This is a genomic window from Paraburkholderia sediminicola (assembly GCF_046026675.1).
Lineage (GTDB): Bacteria > Pseudomonadota > Gammaproteobacteria > Burkholderiales > Burkholderiaceae > Paraburkholderia > Paraburkholderia sediminicola_F.
The window spans coordinates 2,687,100-2,701,722 of sequence record NZ_JAQQEY010000002.1 but is presented as its reverse complement, the minus strand read 5'-3'; the positions used below and the strand labels follow the sequence as shown (position 1 = coordinate 2,701,722).

Sequence of the window (14,623 nt, the reverse complement as noted above, 5' to 3'; positions counted from 1 at the left end):
GCTAGCAAAAAACTAATCATCTGGATTTGGAGAGTACTTTGAAATCACGAGAAAACGCCGTGAGGATGACGCTCGTCGCTGCGTCCTGCGTCTGGTTGTTCGGTACGCCGTTTGCCGCCCATGCGCAAAGCCGTGTGACGCTAAGCGGGATTATCGATGCGGGCATTCTGTACGCGAACAATAGCGGCGGCCATTCCGACTGGTCGACGACCAGCGGGCAGTTGACGGCGTCGCGCTGGATCATGACCGGCAGCGAAGACCTGGGTGGCGGATCGCGTGCGATCTTCCGTTTGATGAGTCCGTTCAATGTGCAGAACGGCCACGGCACCGGTCGCGCGTTCAACGTCGCGTACGTGGGTCTCGCCGACGACCGCTTCGGCACGGTGACGGTGGGCCGGCAATGGGACACGACGATCGACACGGTCTCCGGTTTCGCGACCAACGAAACATGGGCGGGTTACATCGGTGCGCATGTCGGCGATGCGGATAACACCAATGCGAGCTTCAAGGTCAGCAACACCGTTAAATACGCGAGTCCGCAATTTGCCGGACTGAGCTTCGGCGCGACTTACGGTTTCAGCAATCAGGCAGCGGCCGCGGACGGTTCGTCGGGCTTTACGAACAATCGCCTGATAAGCGCGGGAGCGGCTTACGCACGCGGACCGTTCGCGGCGGGTATCGGCTTTCTGCAGGCGGACCGCCCCGATGCGCAACCTGCCGGCGCATTAGGCGCGCCGGGTGCCGGTGTGTACGACGACTATGAGAATACGTTTTCGAGCAGCATCGCCAGCACAGCGGGGGTGAAACGGCAGCGAATCTGGCTCGCGGGGGCTTCGTACCAGTTCTTCGGCGCACTCACAGTGGGCGGCATGTACTCGAAAACGCAGTACCGCTATCTGGATGCGACCGCGTTGACGCTCGATAACTACGAAGCGAACCTGACCTGGCAGATTACGCCTGCGTGGGAGACGGGCGTGGCCTACATCCGTACCAATGGGCGCTATTCAGGCAGCGGCACGGGTGACGCGGAGCCAGGCTGGGATCAGATCAACCTCGGCACCGAGTACGCGATATCGAAGCGCACGACGCTCTATCTGGTCGGCGTTGCGCAACAGGGGCGTCATGCGGTGGCGCAGATTTATGGTGTGTCGCCGTCGAGTACGCGGCGGCAACTGGTGGTGACGTCAGGCATCCAGCATCAGTTCTAGTCCCATGCGGACGGCGCGGCGGCGCCGTTCGTCGCCGTGCCGGTGTTGTACCTGACACTTCACCAGCCTTGAAAACGCCTCCACTCGACGCTGCCGCCGTCCGCCGACACTGCGTGATACTCGGGGAACTGCGCTCCGGTCGCGCATGCGTGATTGGGCAGAATGCGCAGCTTCATCCCGACCGGAAAGCGCTGCGCGATGTCGTCCACAGGCGCGCCATCATCCGACGACGACAGAATCCCGTGCTCCTGATTTGCGCCGCTCACCTGAAAGCCGCCAAGCGGCGTTCCATTCAGCAGACAGGGCTGGCCATAGCCGAAATCGTGTGACTGCTTCGAGGTGCCGCGATCACGGCTCATCGCCATCCAGCCTGCGTCGAGAATCGCCCAGCCTTTGTCCGCCTGATGCCCGATCACGGTGGCGAGTACGCTGAGCGCGATATCTTCAAGCGCGCACACGCCGACGTTGTGCATGACCAGATCGAAGAAAACGTAGACACCTGCTCGCACTTCGGTCACGCCATCCAGCTGCTCGGCGGCCAGTGCCGTGGGCGTCGACCCGACGCTGACGGCGGGGCACGGAATGCCTGCGTCGCGCAGCCGTTGCGCCGCGCGCACGCAGCCGGCGCGTTCCTGCTCCGCTAGCGCGGCGAGCGCCTCCGGCGTATGAAGCTCGTAGCTGGAACCCGCGTGAGTCATCACGCCGCCCACCTTGACGCCGTTCTCGTGCAGAATCCGGCCGACTTCGAGCAGCGTGTCCTGTTCCGGCGCAATCCCCGAGCGGTGGCCATCTGTGTCGACCTCGATCCACACCTCAAACGATTCGCCGTGCTGATCCGAAAACGCGGCGATGGCCGCAGCGGTGGTCGGATTGTCGACCACCAGCTTCAGATCGCAACCCTGGCGGCGCAACGCCAGCGCTCGCGGCAGCTTTGAAGGGGCAATGCTGACCGCGTAAAGGATATCGCTGACGCCGGCCGCGAAGAAGGCCTCCGCCTCCTTGAGGGTCGAGACCGTGATGCCGCGCGCACCGGCGGCGATCTGTGCACGGACCACGTCGATGCATTTGGTGGTCTTGACGTGCGGACGGAAGGTGACGCCCAGTGTGTTCACATGTCCCTGCATTCTCGCGATGTTCTTCTGCATCCGGGGGATGTCGATCAGCGCGGCAGGGGTGTCGATGTGCTCGAGTTTCATGGGTTCACCGGGGAATGGAGTGGCTTTCGGTCTGGCTGAGCCGATTATAGAGTTTCGTCGGTCGCGCGGCGTTCAGTCAGGGTAACTCCAAGATTCAGTTCGAAGCGGTCCATCGTGTCGGTCAAGGGCTGGTCAGACAGTGTGAGCGCCACGTCGACATCGGGGTTTTGCTGCTGGAAGTCGGCGATGGCGGGCGCGAGGTGGCGCCGGCCGAATCCCAGCGGCGCATTGATTTTCAGCGTGCCGACCAGACCGCCCCGGCGTGTCTGCAGGTCTTCGAACAGCGAGTCGAACTGCTGGACCAGTTCGGCGCCGCGTTCGCACAGGAGCGCGCCTTCTTCCGTGAACTGCAAACGGCGCGCCGTGCGGTTCACCAACTGCGTGTCCAGTTTCTTTTCGAGCTGCTGCAGGCGCTGGGTCACCGCCGAGGGCGATAGCCCCAGTTTTCGCGCCGCGGCGATCAGGCTGCCACTTTCGCGGATCGTCAGCAGAAACCGGATATCGGCCGAGTCGTTCATGGCGGCAACTTTTGAGTTCGGGAGTCTGGCAGCTTAAAGCGTTTGGATGCGCTGTTCCAGTGCGTCACAAGACGTTCCTGCAAGGTAAACTGATACGTTCGTAACGAAGCCGACAGCTTGAACGGCTAAAGTGCGCTCTTGAGTGTGTACTTGAACCAGGTGGGGCGGGCAGCATCTGCCTTCCATCGAATCGTTGTTGCTTCCATTTGAAGAGAAGTCCCATGCCGTTATCACAAGGACCAGGTCCGGGAGCCCCCACGCAGCAAAATACCCTGAAACAGGGGGTATTCCTGCACACGGGCTGGCGCAGCGCAGGAACGTGGGTCTGGTCGCGTCTGCGCGCACTCGATTCCGTCACCGGATTCTATGAACCGTTCAGCAACGTGCTCGCCGATCTGAGCCTCGCCGACGTTTCTGCGTCCCGCCCTACATTGATCTCTGGACACCCGCCGCTCGCCGTGCCGTATTTCGAAGAGTACCGGCCGTTTCTCCAGGAGGGCGCGCGCGGCGTAGCCGGATACAGGAAGCGCTTCGGCACCGATCGCTTTGCACCCGCGCCCGACGCGGAATTCCCCGCCTTGCAAGCCTATCTGGCCAACCTGTGCGAACGCACCGCCGAGCACGGCAGCGTACCCGTCTTCAAGTTCTGCCGTTCGTCTGGGCGGTTGCCGTGGCTCAAGCAAGCTTTCCCGCAGGTCATGCATGCCGCCGTGTTGCGAAATCCCGCTTCGCAGTTCGCCTCGGGGTGGCTGCTCAATCAGCAATGGAGCAATTCGTTTTTCGTGGCCGCACCGTTTCGCGTGCTGGGTCTGAACCAGACGGAGCCCGTAGTCCGACAGGCCATCGAAATCTGCGGCGTGAGCTTGCCACCTGGCGCGCCCACTTCGGATGACGCCTACGCCATGGCGTGCGAGCAGTACGCGCGCACGGCGGAAGGCAACAACGCGTATCGGGCGTTCGTCGCGCTATGGATTCTCTGTGCGCTGCGTATGGCCGACGGCGTCGATCTGATGATCGATGTTGACCGGCTGGGGCAGTCGCGTGAGTACGCGGCCGGATTGCGCGCCGGGTTCGAGGCGCAGACCGGCTTGTCACCCGACTTCAGCAGCGCGCGCGATCTGGTCGAGGAAACGCGTCGCAGCGCGGCGCGCATGGCTGGGATCGACGGCCGGTCGATGCGAGCCGTTCATTCCGCGGCGCTGAAATTCCTCAAAGCCCAGAACGGCGCGGACGCAGACTTTATCGAGCTCGTCCGCGAAAAGATGGTGTTGGCCAATGAATTGACCGAGCAATGGCGCTGAGTTGGGCGTCTTTTCCTGAAGTTGCGCCAGCTTCACCGGCCAGTACAGTTGCCACGCAAAAAACAATACAGTGAGGCGCGGTTTTATTGTGCTGTATCGGGAATATGACCGGCGCCGTCGATACAGTTGGCGGATCAACCCTTGCGGCCTATCCCGAACACGAGGAACGAAATGAATGCAGTGAACGAACAAGCGAAGTTGTCGGTGCAGCAGTTGGGGCATTACATCAGCGGTGCACCGGCTGCGTCGACCAGCGGCCGCTTCAAGGACGTGTTCAATCCCGCCACCGGTCAGGTGACCGGCTCGGTCGCGTTGGCGTCGGTCGAGGAAGTGGACGCGGCGGTCAAGGCCGCCAAGGCTGCCTTTCCCGCCTGGAGCGAAACCGCGCCGCTCAAGCGTGCCCGCATTCTGTTCAAGTTCAAGGAACTGCTGAACAAACACCACGACGAACTGGCCATGCTGATCACGCGCGAACACGGCAAGGTGTTCACGGACGCGCAAGGCGAAGTGGTGCGCGGTATCGAAGTCGTCGAGTTCGCTTGCGGAATTCCGAATCTGCTGAAGACCGATTTCACCGACCAGATCGGCGGCGGCATCGACAACTGGAATCTGCGTCAGGCGCTAGGCGTGGTGGCGGGGATTACGCCGTTCAATTTCCCGGTGATGGTGCCGATGTGGATGTTCCCGGTCGCGCTCGCCTGCGGCAACACGTTCGTGCTGAAGCCCTCGGAGCGTGACCCGTCGGCGTCGTTGCGCATTGCCGAACTGCTGAAGGAAGCCGGTTTGCCCGATGGCGTGTTCAACGTTGTGAACGGCGACAAGGTGGCCGTGGATGCGCTGATCGAACATCCGGACGTCGCGGCGCTGTCGTTTGTCGGGTCCACGCCGATCGCCGAATATATCTATACGGAAGCATCGAAGCGCGGCAAGCGTGTGCAGGCGCTCGGTGGGGCGAAGAATCATCTGGTGGTGATGCCGGACGCCGATCTGGACCAGGCTGTGGACGCCTTGATCGGCGCCGCGTACGGTTCGGCAGGCGAGCGCTGCATGGCGATCTCGGTCGCGGTGGCGGTGGGTAATGTCGCCGATGAGCTGATCGAGCGCCTGGTGCCGCGCGTGAAGTCGCTGGTGATCAAGAACGGCGAGAATCTCGATGCTGAAATGGGTCCGTTGGTTACGGCCGAACATAAGGCCAAGGTGGCCGGTTATATCGACTCGGGCGTGGCGGAAGGCGCGAAGCTGATCGTCGATGGCCGCGCGCATCCGGTCACGAATGCAGACGGCTTCTTCATCGGCGGGACGCTGTTCGACCAGGTCGGTACCGAGATGAAGATCTACAAGGAAGAAATCTTCGGCCCGGTGCTGGCGGTGGTGCGTGTGCCCGATTTCGCGAGCGCGGTCGAGCTGATCAATGCGCACGAGTTCGGCAACGGCGTGTCGCTCTTCACGTCGGATGGCGGTGTGGCGCGGGCGTTCGGCCGGCAGATTCAGGTGGGCATGGTCGGCATCAACGTGCCGATTCCGGTGCCGATGGCATGGCACTCGTTCGGCGGCTGGAAGCGTTCGCTGTTCGGCGATCACCACGCGTATGGCGAAGAAGGCGTGCGTTTCTACACGCGCTACAAGAGCATCATGCAGCGCTGGCCGGATAGCATCGCGAAAGGTGCGGAGTTCACGATGCCGGTGGCGAAGTAAGCCCGCAACTTCCCGTATCGCCCGGTGCGGAACCGCATGCCGGGTGGTGTGGCAGGGGTGTAACCTCAGGGCTGCACCCTTGTGCCGATTGTTGAATGGTCATCACAACAGCGATATGTCATTCTGTATCGCTCCAGTTGCCGCATCGCACGGCACCATGCGCTTGCTCATGGTGCATAGGTGAACTCCCACTGCCGGTAGCTCTGCGCCACGGCAAATGCTATCTGATTCGTCATGAATCCGGCCACCTTGACTGGTTTTCGCAGGGACATGCTGCGTACCCCCATCACGCCGCCGTCGGGCGCAGGAATCGGAGAGAAGGCTTGTCCCGTTATTGGGTCGGGATAGAGCCTGCGCAAATAGCGGCGTATCACAGGATAGCGTGGGTCGCGCAGCAGATCGTCGAGTTTCTCCGGGTAGCGTTTGGCTCCGATTGGCGTGCTCTGCCAGTACTGCCGGATCGCGTCCCGATACAGATTACCGGTATACAGCAATTCTGCTTCTCGAGCGCGCTGGTTTGACTTCGCGACATCCTCCAGCAGCTTGCCAAGACCGAGCGTGATGAACAGCACCATCAGCAGTGCCCAGAAATACGCGACGCCTCGCTGACGCCCTAAGCTGGAGAAACTTCTCACCACGAGTCGTATTCCGTGCCGTCGAGCGCTTTGCCTCGCGCGCCACTTTTCACATCGACAACAGTTTTGTCGTCTTCATCGGCACCCGGCACCGGCACCCAACTGTCGGAGCGGTTGGTCACCGGGTCCACCGGCAGCGCCCGCAGATAGTGCCGTTCGGTTAGCGCGGGGAGGTTTTCCGGGTACTTGCCAGTGTCGCTGTAATACTCGTCCAGCGCCCGGCGCAAGACCGATAGATTTGCTTTCAACGCCGCTTCCTTTGCGCGGTCGGTCTGGTGAACATAGCGCGGCGCGACGATCGAGAGCAGAGTCGCCACGATGGCGAGCACCACCAGCAATTCAATCAGCGTGAAGCCACGATTCTGCTTTTGCGGGACCATCTACTCTTCACCATTCTCGATACGGGATGCCATTGGTTCCCTTCCGGTCACTCAACGAAGATACGTCATACACGTCGCCGCTGTCTTGCGGATCGTCAGCTTCGCTGGAGTAGCTGCGCTTACCCCAGCTGTCTTGAGCGGGCCCAGGCAGCGCCGGATTCATCGGATCGCGCGGCACGCGGCGCAGGAAGTAAATCTTCCTGCCTTTCGGGTCGCGCCGATCCACGACGCCGGTCACCAATTCGTCCAGGGACCTCGGATAACCGGTTGAATCGAGTGAACGTGCAATCCGGCCTTCGTCGCCCGCTTGTTTGTAGGCATCGATCGCGGCTCGGATTTCTCGTAACGCCTCTTTTAGTTCGCGCTCCTTTTGACGCTGCTCATGCAATTTGACGAACGGCGTCGCAACCGACGCAATGACCGCCACCAACGCGACAGTGACGATCATTTCGATCAGGGTAAAGCCGGAATCCAGAGGCTTCTGCTTCATCTCACGGGGAAACGACGATCTGTTTGGGGAGGGCCACCGTACTGGCCATCTGCGCGTGGCTTTCTTTCTCCACCCTCAGGTTCTGCAATGACAGATTGACTGGCCCATTCGACGGGTGATCCGCCTGAAACGTGATCATTGCGAGCGAGCCATCGGCTGTCGCCTTACCGATCGAAATATGAAGACGGTTGCCTTCCTGCTTCGCATCGAGCGCCACGCCCGCACGCGGCTCAACCTTGAGCAGCTGGATATCGGGCTGGTCCAGTACGAGATCGAGTTCCGCTTTTTCAAAGCCGGGGCCGTTGGTGAGCAGATTGACGGTAAAGCCGGTTTTTTGTGTGGCCTGTGAAGGCACGGCCAGATCGAAACGGACAGCGTCTGCCCGATCTTGTGGATTTGGCGAGGCGCTAAGAGCCCGCGCTGCGGGCGATGGCGCGACCGAGGCGGTACTGGGTCCTGATGCCGGCGGCGCGGTGACTGCGGCATCCGCCGCCGAAGCCGCCGGAGGAGGCAGGCTATCCGAATCGCTGTACTGTGCCGCGGGCGTTAGCCGTAGTGGCCGGGTCGACACCTGCTCGGCAGTTCCGCTGGGGAACGCTTGCGCGTAGGAGTTCGGCATCGCCAGTGAACGCGCCACATGAGGCGTAATCAGCAAAACGATTTCGGAGCGGGTATTGCTATCGCTATCGTTAGAAAACAATCGCCCGAGCACCGGAATTTTTCCCAAGCCGGGAATATGGGTACCGGATTCCTGGCTGTCGGTTTTGATCAACCCTGCCAGCGCCTGGGTTTCACCTTCGTGCAGGCGCAATACCGTATTCGCGTTGCGCGTACCGATCTGGTATGCAAGCAGGCCGGTGGCGGAAGAGCGGACTTCCTTGACAATATTGCTTACCTCCAGCGCGACTCGCATCGTCACATCATTGTCGACATGAATTTCAGGTTCCCTACGCCGTTCGCCGCGCTTCGCGCAGCGGCCCTTAAACCCCAGCGGACGTATCCTCTTCCGCTTCGCTCAACACGGCATTCTGCACTGCCGTGACGGGACTGACATAAGGCGGCGCCTGGCGCGGGTCGTCGATGCTGTAGCGCAAACGCCCCGCCTCGACATACACGCGCAACTGACGATACTTGACCAGATACATCAAGCCGACGACCGCCGCGGCGAAACCCGATGCAGCGCCGACGCCGAGCGCCCAACGCGGGCCGAAGCGATCCGCGACCCAACCCACTACCGGCGCGCCGAGCGGCGTGCCGCCTAGCGCGATGGCCAGCAGGATCGCGATGACCCGGCCACGCATGGCCGGCTCGGTGGAGATTTGCACGAGGCTGTTCGTCGACGTGTTGAACGTCTGCGTCGCTACGCCAACCACGACGAGTGCCAGGCCGAACAATACGTAGTTCGGCATTAACGAGGCGACCGTGCAGCCCACGCCAAAAACCGCCGCTGCGCCGAGCAGAAGAGCCATGCGAGGTTTCGCCCTGCGTGCGGAGAGCAGCGCACCGGTTACCGAGCCGATTGCCATGGTCGAGCTCAGTACCCCATATTGACTCGCACCCGCATGAAAGGCGGTGACCGACATGGTCGAGATGAAGATCGGGAAGTTCAGCCCGAACGTACCGATCAGAAACATCATCAACAGCGCGGCTTTCAGATCGGGGCGCGTCCACACATACTTGAAGCCTTCCACGAAGCTGCCGCGCGTGCGTGTCGCACGTGGTTTCAAATTCAGTTCGCTGACGCGCAGCATGCGCAGCGAACCGAGCACGGCGACGAAGGAGAGCCCGTTGATCAGAAACACCCAGCCCGTGCCCACTGAGGCGATCAACAGCCCTGCGACAGCAGGCCCGATCATGCGCGCCGCGTTGAACGAGGTGGAGTTCAGCGCGACCGCGTTCGACAGATCGGCTTCTCCCACCAGATCGGAGACAAAGGTCTGACGCGCCGGCGAATCGAACGCGGTGACACAGCCGAGCAAGCCCGCAAACACATAGACCTGCCATAACTGCACGAGGCCGGTCACTGTGAGAATCCCGAGGCATAACGCCAACGTGCCCATCGCCCCCTGTGTGGCGAACAGCAGCTTGCGGCGATCGAAATGATCGGCCGCATAGCCGGTTAGGGGCAGCAGGAGCATTTGCGGCCCGAACTGCAGCGACATCACAATGCCCACGGAGGTTGCATTGTGATGCGTGAGTTCCGTGAGCACGAGCCAGTCCTGCGCCGTGCGCTGCATCCATGTCCCGACGTTGGAGACGATCGCGCCGCTGGCCCAGACACGGTAGTTGAACGTACGCAGTGAACGGAATGTGCCACTCACCGGGACGTCCCCGTGTGGACGATTCGTGCCGTGCACCGGTTCAAACGCGTGGTCATGCGCGCGATGTCTCGAGCAGATCGAGGACGTCCTGCGTCGTGCCGGTTTCGCCGAGGCGCGGGAAGATTCGCGTGATGCTGTTGGTGTGAGCGTCCAGGTTCATGTCCGTCATCGCGTCCACCGCGAACGTGACGTTGAAGCCGAGTTCCTGTGCGAAACGGGCGGTGGACTCGACGCCGATGCTGGTGGCCACGCCGACCAGTACCACTTGCGTGACGCCTTGTTTGCGCAGATACGCTTCGAGGTCGGTGTTCGTGAATGCACCCCAGGTGCGCTTGGTCACCAGATGATCCGACGGCTGCTGATTCAGTTCGGGAACGAGGTCCGCAAAGCCGGCGGGGAAGTCACCGGCAGGGCGCGACTGTTCCGCGCGGCCGGGCGCGCCGCCCGCCACGTTGACGAGCACCACCGGCAGACCGTGGCGGCGAAATGCATCGGCCAGACCAACGGAGCGCTTGACGACCTCTGCGGTGGGGTGGGCGGTGGGCAGTGCGACGATGCCTTGCTGCAAATCGATGACGACCAATGCGGTCTTTGCGTCGAGCGTAGTGAGGGCCATGGTGTTTTCCTGGAAGTTACGAGTCGATAAGGCGTTTGAGCAAGTCGACGCCAATCGCCAGTTGTTTCTGTTCGGCGGCGGAGAAGCGGGTCTGGATCGTACGGAATAGCCAGTCTTCGCGCGCCGCGCGGCTTGCCTTGATTTTTTTGCGGAAGGCGGGCGTGAGGGAGAGAACGGTTTGCCGCCCGTCGTTCGGGTCGGGTGCGCCACTCACGAGCCCAGCTGCTTTCAGAACTGAAAGCGTCTCGCCCATGGATTGCGGCCGCATACCCTGGATGCGCGCGAGCGTGGTGACCGTTGCCGGACCTTCGCGTTCCAGCAGACTGAGAACCTGCACCTGCGACGGCGTGAAATCGCCCACATGTGCTTCTTCGCGCAACCGGCGGCGCAATTTGCCGACAAGTACGCGGAGGTCTTCCGCTGTTGTGTGCAACGCGTCGGGATCGGAGAGGGGCCGTGTGGGCTGGGTGTCGTTGCTGGACATACCGGCAGATGTGAAGGTTACCTACGAAGGTTACCTTCACATCTGCCGGGAGTCAAGTTGACTGGATTGACAGCGGAATGCAAGGAAAGCCATGCATTCCGTGTTGGGCTTGAGTAATCGGGCTGGCGCGCGGCGACGCGTCGTTTAGAACTTATGGCGAAGCGCCACGCGGGCCACGACCTGATTCTGCGTCGACGAGGGAGACTGCGTGCCTGGGACGAATGCGTCGTCGAGAATCGAGTTGGTCGAACTGCCGGCGACCTTCTGATATTCGCCTTGAACGTAGACGTCCGTGCGTTTGGACAGGTTGTAGTCCGCCATCAAGCCGACGGAGTGGATTTTGGGTTTTACGCTGCCTGTCGAGGCGTCGTATGTCTCCATCGTGTAGACATACTGTGCGCCGACAAAGAACGCGGGTGTGATCTGGTATTTGCCGTTCACTTCGAAGTTCTGGTATTTGAGCGTATTCAGCAGAACGCCGTTCGCGGCAAGCGGGATGCCGATATACCCATTACCGGTTGGATCTTTGTAGTTCGAGTTGGTATACGCGAAGCCGACGGTCGCTGAGCCGAACGTGTAGTTGATCCCACCACCGAACACGCGCATGCGGCCGGCAATGAAGCTTGCATCGTTGGCGGTAATTGCACCGTTCGACCCCACGCCGGGATTATTCGCCTGCAAATAGGCCGCGGCGATCAGCAGGCCGCCGTTTGCGTATTGAGCGCCGAAGCTGTACTGACGATTGTTGGCGAAATTCGTATCATTGCTGAAGCTATACGTGCCACCGAACTGGAACCCCGAGAAATCCGGGCTGGCGTATTTGATGGTGTTATCGACGCGGAACGAGTTATCGGTATTGTCGTTGTCGTACGGGTGAGCGAACAGATAGCCTGCCCAATTGCCGTTGGCGGTGGTTTGCGCGAGATAGTCGACGACCGAATCGTATTGACGGCCTAGCGTAACGGAACCGAAGCGATCGCTGCTCAGCCCCACATAGGCTTGCCGCCCGAACATGCGGCCGCCCTGATTGAGCCGCCCGGAATTCAGATCGAAGCCATTTTCGAGTTGAAAGATTGCTTTGAGACCACCACCGAGATCTTCCGAGCCTTTCAGGCCCCAGCGACTGCCTTGAGCGTAACCGCTGGCGAGCTCCACGACGCTACCGTGCCCGACGTTATTCGTGTAGTCGATCCCTTCATCGATGACTCCATACAGCGTCACGCTGCTTTGCGCGAAAGCGGGGGAGGCGACGACGCCGACCAGGGCGACAGCGAGGACTTTCTTTTTCATAGGATCTCCGGAATGTATTGGCAAGTGGCCGACGCATGATTTTCCGGACAATACTTTTTGCAAAGCGAGGAATTCTGATGGCACCAATCGGAAACCCCGATGGAGCAACCGCAGGGGAGGTGACAACCGAACCGCAAACCCTTTGCGATCCGAACTATTCGATTGAAGAGAGGACGAACAATACGCGAGTCAAGTTGGCACAAGACGCGCAGGACGAAGCGAGGAGGGGACAAACCAGACGGTGTTAAGAACAACGCTTCGGCGCGCGCAGCGCCGCCGGAAGAATGACACCCTTGTCACAAGCGCAAGCAGGTGCACAACCCCAGATTCCAGATGCACCACTACCCTACGCGAACTACGGTCCCCGCTTAGCAGGAGTGGTTTGAGCCGCTTTCTTTTGCCTACTTTTCTTTGCGGCAAGCAAAGAAAAGTAGGTGCCGCCCCGCACAGGGGCAACGCTAATAGACCACTAGCAAATCAAGGAAAGGCCAACGCCATAAGAACACTGACAAAAGCGCCGCACAGGCAAAAAAAACCAGCAAAAACTAAGCAGCAACCCCCACAACAACGTTGCGCCTTTCCTCCACCATCTCCTCAATCAACCCAGCGAGCACATCCACAGCAGGATCCCGATTAACAGAAGCCCGATGCAACTCCAGATCAGCCGCAGGCAAGGCGGGCAGCCCTTCATTAACCCCTAACACCCGCCAGTTATCCGGCAAAGTACACCGATCGATAATAGTGACAGCCGCCCCATGATTAACAGCAACCTTAATCCCAGTAGGACTCTGACTGGTATACACAACCTGATACTGCCGCTCAAGCGCGGCAAGCGCTTCAAGCCCCCGTTGCCGATAACAGCAAGTCTCGGGAAACAAGGCAAGAGGCACAGGCGCCCCAGCCTCAAGAACAAAATCCCGGTGCGCCGCCCACACCACCTCCTCACGCCCAAGATGCCGTCCACTGGTCTGCGACCCATGCCGCACCACTAGCGCCAGATCCAACTCCCCAGCCTGCAACCGCTCCAGCAACTCCAGCGACATCCGGCAATGAATATGCGGCCGCGCGCCTGGCCTCAGCGCATAAAACTTCTTGAGCAACTCGGGCAGCCATAACTCCGCATAGTCCTCGGGCAGCCCAAACCGGATCACGCCATCACTATTACTCCGGTTCAATGCAGCAATCGCCTCGTTCTGCACCTGAATAATGCGCCGGGCGTGAATCAAAAAATTCTCGCCATCGCGCGACAAAGCCAACCGCCGGCTGTTACGCAGAAACATATGCGTTTCCAACCGGTCCTCCAGCGTGCGAATCCGCAGACTGATGGTCGACTGTGTGCGGTGCAGCAATCTGGCCGCCGCGGTAAACCCGCCGCTATCGACCACGGCAACGAACGCCCGCACCAGTTCGGGGTCCAGAGAACTCAGTTTCGACCAATCGGGTCCGCTGATGGAAGCCATCGGAATTACTCGCTTTCCAAAGAAATTTGGCGATCAAAACATGGGGGCGTCAGTGAGGTGATTGTTGTCGAAAACAATTCGCGTCACAAATCAGTCTGAACCCCTAATCTGGAGTCCCGCCGTGTCAGTCAGTCTTCCTCTTGCCGATGCCGAATGCAACGATTTGAGCGACATCGTCGATACCGGGCGCTATCCGTTGCACGATCCGGACCACCCCCGTATGCGCGAGCTGATCGCAAGCTGCCGCGCCCACCTGGCGGGCAACGGCAGCGCGGTGCTGCACGGCTTCCTGCGGCCCGAGGCGCTCGTCCAGGCGCGGGCCGAGGGTGTGGCGCTGGCGGCCAAGACCTACTTTTCGACCCGTAAGGTCAACGCCTACTTCACGGCGGACGATCCGTCGCTGCCCGCCGACGATCCGCGCCGCGTCTTCATGGACCGCACCAGCGGCTTTGTCACCCGCGATGTGATCCCCGCCGACGCGATCGTGCATCGCATCTATGTGGCTCTCGCGATGAAGCGCTTCGTTGCCGCCTGCCTCGGTGAAGCGCGTGTTTGGGAATACGCGGACCCTTATGCCGGACTGGTTCAGAACGTCATGCCGCCGGGCACCGAACAGCCGTGGCACTACGACACCAACGAATTCATCGTCTCGATGATGACGCAACAGCCGGAAGCGGGCGGCGATTTCGAGTATTGCCCGAATATCCGTTCACCCCAGGGCGAAAACTATGGCGACGTGGGCAGCGTGGTGCGCGGCGAGACCCGTGCGCCGATCAACGTGATCACGTTGCAACCCGGCGATCTGCAACTGTTCAAAGGACGTTTTTCGCTGCACCGCGTCACCAGGGTGCAAGGCGGAATCGACCGGCATACGGCGATCTTCGCGTACTCGCAGAAGCCCGGTGTGATCGGCCGGCTCGAACGCACGCGCCAACTGTATGGACGCGTGTCGGAAATGCATCTGGAAGCCGAGCAGCGGCTCGTGCGCGCCGACAACCTCGTCGACTGAAGCTGTTTTTCTAAAACCAT

General features: G+C 60.8%; 15 protein-coding genes. 4 read left to right on the top strand and 11 right to left on the bottom strand.

Going from position 1 to position 14,623, the window contains the following annotated elements:
* The first annotated feature begins 38 nt into the window (after positions 1 to 38).
* Entirely contained in the window at positions 39 to 1,208 is a 1,170-nt protein-coding gene (locus PQQ86_RS31800; RefSeq protein ID WP_408276155.1) for a porin, read from the top strand.
* 59 nt (positions 1,209 to 1,267) lie between these two features.
* Here the strand turns inward: PQQ86_RS31800 and PQQ86_RS31795 are convergent, their stop codons facing one another.
* Together PQQ86_RS31795 and PQQ86_RS31790 are read right to left on the bottom strand one after the other, a co-directional pair.
* The gene (locus PQQ86_RS31795; protein WP_408276152.1) at positions 1,268 to 2,404 is read right to left on the bottom strand and encodes a DSD1 family PLP-dependent enzyme; all 1,137 of its coding nucleotides are present in this window, start codon (positions 2,402 to 2,404) and stop codon (positions 1,268 to 1,270) included.
* A gap of 44 nt (positions 2,405 to 2,448) precedes the next feature.
* Positions 2,449 to 2,922 carry a LysR family transcriptional regulator gene (locus PQQ86_RS31790; protein ID WP_408276149.1) on the bottom strand — a complete coding sequence of 158 codons (474 nt, stop codon included), beginning with the start codon at positions 2,920 to 2,922 and terminating at the stop codon, positions 2,449 to 2,451.
* Positions 2,923 to 3,143: 221 nt separating this feature from the next.
* On the opposite strand from PQQ86_RS31790, the gene PQQ86_RS31785 reads away from it, so the two are divergent.
* Both PQQ86_RS31785 and PQQ86_RS31780 read left to right on the top strand, forming a co-directional pair.
* Complete coding sequence (locus tag PQQ86_RS31785) at positions 3,144 to 4,223, top strand: hypothetical protein (RefSeq protein ID WP_408276147.1); 1,080 nt, start codon at positions 3,144 to 3,146, stop codon at positions 4,221 to 4,223.
* 171 nt (positions 4,224 to 4,394) lie between these two features.
* On the top strand, positions 4,395 to 5,918 hold the full coding sequence (locus PQQ86_RS31780; protein WP_408276144.1) for a CoA-acylating methylmalonate-semialdehyde dehydrogenase: 1,524 nt from the start codon (positions 4,395 to 4,397) through the stop codon (positions 5,916 to 5,918).
* A gap of 167 nt (positions 5,919 to 6,085) precedes the next feature.
* Here PQQ86_RS31780 and PQQ86_RS31775 read toward each other — a convergent pair whose 3' ends face one another.
* The 9 genes from PQQ86_RS31775 to PQQ86_RS31735 form a co-directional block, all read right to left on the bottom strand.
* Complete coding sequence (locus PQQ86_RS31775; protein ID WP_408276141.1) at positions 6,086 to 6,493, bottom strand: type II secretion system protein; 408 nt, start codon at positions 6,491 to 6,493, stop codon at positions 6,086 to 6,088.
* Positions 6,494 to 6,549: 56 nt separating this feature from the next.
* Positions 6,550 to 6,933: a type II secretion system protein gene (locus PQQ86_RS31770; RefSeq protein WP_408276139.1), complete on the bottom strand. Its 384-nt coding sequence runs from the start codon at positions 6,931 to 6,933 to the stop codon at positions 6,550 to 6,552.
* A 7-nt stretch (positions 6,934 to 6,940) separates the two neighbouring features.
* The gene (locus PQQ86_RS31765; RefSeq protein ID WP_408276136.1) at positions 6,941 to 7,423 is read right to left on the bottom strand and encodes a type II secretion system protein; all 483 of its coding nucleotides are present in this window, start codon (positions 7,421 to 7,423) and stop codon (positions 6,941 to 6,943) included.
* 1 nt (position 7,424) lies between these two features.
* Complete coding sequence (locus PQQ86_RS31760; protein WP_408279410.1) at positions 7,425 to 8,360, bottom strand: type II secretion system protein GspD; 936 nt, start codon at positions 8,358 to 8,360, stop codon at positions 7,425 to 7,427.
* Positions 8,361 to 8,403: 43 nt separating this feature from the next.
* Entirely contained in the window at positions 8,404 to 9,744 is a 1,341-nt protein-coding gene (locus tag PQQ86_RS31755; protein WP_408276133.1) for an MFS transporter, read from the bottom strand.
* A 52-nt stretch (positions 9,745 to 9,796) separates the two neighbouring features.
* Complete coding sequence (locus tag PQQ86_RS31750; protein ID WP_408276130.1) at positions 9,797 to 10,360, bottom strand: isochorismatase family protein; 564 nt, start codon at positions 10,358 to 10,360, stop codon at positions 9,797 to 9,799.
* Positions 10,361 to 10,376: 16 nt separating this feature from the next.
* A complete protein-coding gene (locus PQQ86_RS31745; RefSeq protein WP_408276127.1) occupies positions 10,377 to 10,844 on the bottom strand; it encodes a MarR family winged helix-turn-helix transcriptional regulator in 468 nt (155 codons plus the stop codon).
* A gap of 144 nt (positions 10,845 to 10,988) precedes the next feature.
* Entirely contained in the window at positions 10,989 to 12,134 is a 1,146-nt protein-coding gene (locus PQQ86_RS31740) for a porin (protein ID WP_408276124.1), read from the bottom strand.
* A gap of 545 nt (positions 12,135 to 12,679) precedes the next feature.
* Positions 12,680 to 13,594, bottom strand: coding sequence for a LysR substrate-binding domain-containing protein (locus PQQ86_RS31735; RefSeq protein ID WP_408276122.1), 915 nt, complete (start codon positions 13,592 to 13,594; stop codon positions 12,680 to 12,682).
* 121 nt (positions 13,595 to 13,715) lie between these two features.
* Between PQQ86_RS31735 and PQQ86_RS31730 the strand changes: the two genes are divergently transcribed.
* Entirely contained in the window at positions 13,716 to 14,603 is an 888-nt protein-coding gene (locus tag PQQ86_RS31730; protein ID WP_408276119.1) for a HalD/BesD family halogenase, read from the top strand.
* Positions 14,604 to 14,623: the final 20 nt, after the last annotated feature.

Coding starts and splice junctions, on each gene's coding strand:
- PQQ86_RS31745 (WP_408276127.1), bottom strand. CDS start 10,844: ATGTCCAGCAACGACACCCAGCCCACACGGCCCCTCTCCGATCCCGAC.
- PQQ86_RS31785 (WP_408276147.1), top strand. CDS start 3,144: ATGCCGTTATCACAAGGACCAGGTCCGGGAGCCCCCACGCAGCAAAAT.
- PQQ86_RS31790 (WP_408276149.1), bottom strand. CDS start 2,922: ATGAACGACTCGGCCGATATCCGGTTTCTGCTGACGATCCGCGAAAGT.
- PQQ86_RS31770 (WP_408276139.1), bottom strand. CDS start 6,933: ATGGTCCCGCAAAAGCAGAATCGTGGCTTCACGCTGATTGAATTGCTG.
- PQQ86_RS31775 (WP_408276141.1), bottom strand. CDS start 6,493: ATGGTGCTGTTCATCACGCTCGGTCTTGGCAAGCTGCTGGAGGATGTC.
- PQQ86_RS31735 (WP_408276122.1), bottom strand. CDS start 13,594: ATGGCTTCCATCAGCGGACCCGATTGGTCGAAACTGAGTTCTCTGGAC.
- PQQ86_RS31795 (WP_408276152.1), bottom strand. CDS start 2,404: ATGAAACTCGAGCACATCGACACCCCTGCCGCGCTGATCGACATCCCC.
- PQQ86_RS31765 (WP_408276136.1), bottom strand. CDS start 7,423: ATGAAGCAGAAGCCTCTGGATTCCGGCTTTACCCTGATCGAAATGATC.
- PQQ86_RS31780 (WP_408276144.1), top strand. CDS start 4,395: ATGAATGCAGTGAACGAACAAGCGAAGTTGTCGGTGCAGCAGTTGGGG.
- PQQ86_RS31740 (WP_408276124.1), bottom strand. CDS start 12,134: ATGAAAAAGAAAGTCCTCGCTGTCGCCCTGGTCGGCGTCGTCGCCTCC.
- PQQ86_RS31750 (WP_408276130.1), bottom strand. CDS start 10,360: ATGGCCCTCACTACGCTCGACGCAAAGACCGCATTGGTCGTCATCGAT.